The organism is Streptomyces niveiscabiei (assembly GCF_001419795.1).
Classification (GTDB): domain Bacteria; phylum Actinomycetota; class Actinomycetes; order Streptomycetales; family Streptomycetaceae; genus Streptomyces; species Streptomyces niveiscabiei.
Window position 1 is genome coordinate 1 of the sequence record NZ_LIRL01001245.1, and the last position, 1,314, is coordinate 1,314.

2 protein-coding genes are annotated in these 1,314 nt (G+C 71.7%); one reads left to right on the forward strand and one right to left on the reverse strand.

Going from position 1 to position 1,314, the window contains the following annotated elements:
- Positions 1 to 62: 62 nt before the first annotated feature.
- Positions 63 to 809 (reverse strand): hypothetical protein, encoded by a 747-nt coding sequence (locus AOK24_RS42650; RefSeq protein ID WP_055725233.1) that lies wholly within the window; start codon positions 807 to 809, stop codon positions 63 to 65.
- A gap of 88 nt (positions 810 to 897) precedes the next feature.
- Between AOK24_RS42650 and AOK24_RS42655 the strand changes: the two genes are divergently transcribed.
- Positions 898 to 1,314 (forward strand): adenosylcobinamide-GDP ribazoletransferase (locus AOK24_RS42655; RefSeq protein WP_167376918.1); only part of this gene is annotated, 417 nt, incomplete at its 3' end.

Sequence of the window (1,314 nt, forward strand, 5' to 3'; positions counted from 1 at the left end):
CGATGTGTATAAGGGCCAGAGGGGGTCGTGAGGGGCGAGCCGCCGTGGGGTCCGCTCGCTCGTCACCGTGACGACGGGTCCGGTTTGCCTCCCACCAGTTCTTCCACGCACCGTCGTACGCGTGACCAGCGGCGGTCGCCGCGTTCCGCCCGGCGTTCGGCGCGGGCTCTGGCGCGGGGGCGGCGGGTGTAGAAGTGGCGGGCCCAGGGGGACTTGGGGCGGGCCAGGCGCAGTGCGCCGATCAGGGCGACCGTGGGGACGATGACGCCGAAGATGGCTGTGCGGGCCTTGCCCTTCGCGAGGGCGATCAGGGAGAGCAGGAAGTTGACGACGACCGTCGTCAGGGCCACTCCCCTGCCCGCCACCTCGTCGTTCGAGAGGTCGTCCACGCCCAGGGGTGAGTAGCCGAGGAGGACCAGGCCGACCAGGGCGGCCGTCAGGACGACCACCTCCACGCTCTTGCGGCCCTCCTCCGTCCAGTACACGTCGTCCAGGTGCAGGATCAGCGCGAACTCGTCCAGGACCAGGCCCGTGCCCATGCCGAAGCAGACCGCCGCGGCGCAGGCGCCCGCGCCGTGCGTGCCGGTCGCGATGGCGCCGAAGCCGCCGATGACCGTGAGGATCACACCGGGCACGACGTGGTGGATGTGCAGGCCGCCCGCCTTGACGTTGCCGAACGGGCCCTTGCCCGCGCGGATCAGACGGGTCACCAGGCGGGTGAGGAGGAACGTCAGGACGAAGGCCGTGAGAGCCAGGAGGAGGGGGAGCTTGCCCGGTTCCACGATGTTCCGTTGCAGCCAATGTCCCATGTGCGCACTTCATCCCTGTCGGCGGTGGGGCCCGGTGTCGAGGGCGGGGCTCGGTGCGACCGTCGGATAATCTGCGCCGATGCCCTCGATGTCCGACAGTTTCTCCCTCCACGGCCTGCGGTTCGCCTTCGGCACGCTGACGGTGATCCCCGTTCGCGTGTCCCGGTGGGACCGGGAGGCCGCGCGCGGCGGAATGACCTGCGCGCCGCTGGTGGGGGTCGTGGTCGGGGGCTGCGCGGCTGCGCTCGGAGGGGTGCTGCTGGTGCTGGGTACGGGGGCGATGGTCGCCGCCGTCGCCTCGGTGGCCGTTCCCGCCGCGCTGACCCGGGGGCTCCACCTCGACGGGCTGGCCGACACCGCCGACGGGCTCGGCAGCGGCAAGCCCGCCGAAGACGCCCTGCGCATCATGAAGCAGTCCGACATCGGGCCGTTCGGGGTACTGACGCTGGTGCTGGTCCTGCTGGCCCAGGTCGCGGCGGTGACCCGGCTGTACGAGGAGTCGTGG